This is a genomic window from Xanthomonas albilineans (assembly GCF_002939705.1).
Classification (GTDB): Bacteria; Pseudomonadota; Gammaproteobacteria; order Xanthomonadales; family Xanthomonadaceae; genus Xanthomonas_A; species Xanthomonas_A albilineans.
Genome location: NZ_MDCB01000124.1, coordinates 1 through 317 on the forward strand (window position 1 = coordinate 1; position 317 = coordinate 317).

Below are 317 nucleotides of genomic sequence, written 5' to 3' on the forward strand. Positions count from 1 at the left end.
CACAAGCGCTGCAACGTGCGCTGGATCGCATCGTGGCCCGGCATGCGTCGCTGCGCACGACCTTCGCGTTGATCGATGGGCAGGCATTGCAGTGGGTCGCCGCCGAAGACAGCGGCTTCCAGTTGATCACTCACGACCTGTGCGATGTGCAAGATCGCGAGACCGCATTGGAACGGTTATTGGCCGAGGAGGCCCAAGCGCCCTTCGCGCTGGAACGCGGTCCGTTGATCCGTGGCGTGCTGGTACAGCTCGCCCACGACGAATACGTTTTCTTCGTGACCATGCACCACATCGTCTCGGACGGGTGGTCGATGGGG

General features: G+C 62.8%; 1 protein-coding gene. It reads left to right on the forward strand.

The window, feature by feature from the left end; translation table 11 throughout:
- The coding region (locus XalbCFBP2523_RS16050) for a condensation domain-containing protein (protein ID WP_146084168.1) at window positions 1-317 on the forward strand (317 nt) is incomplete at both ends.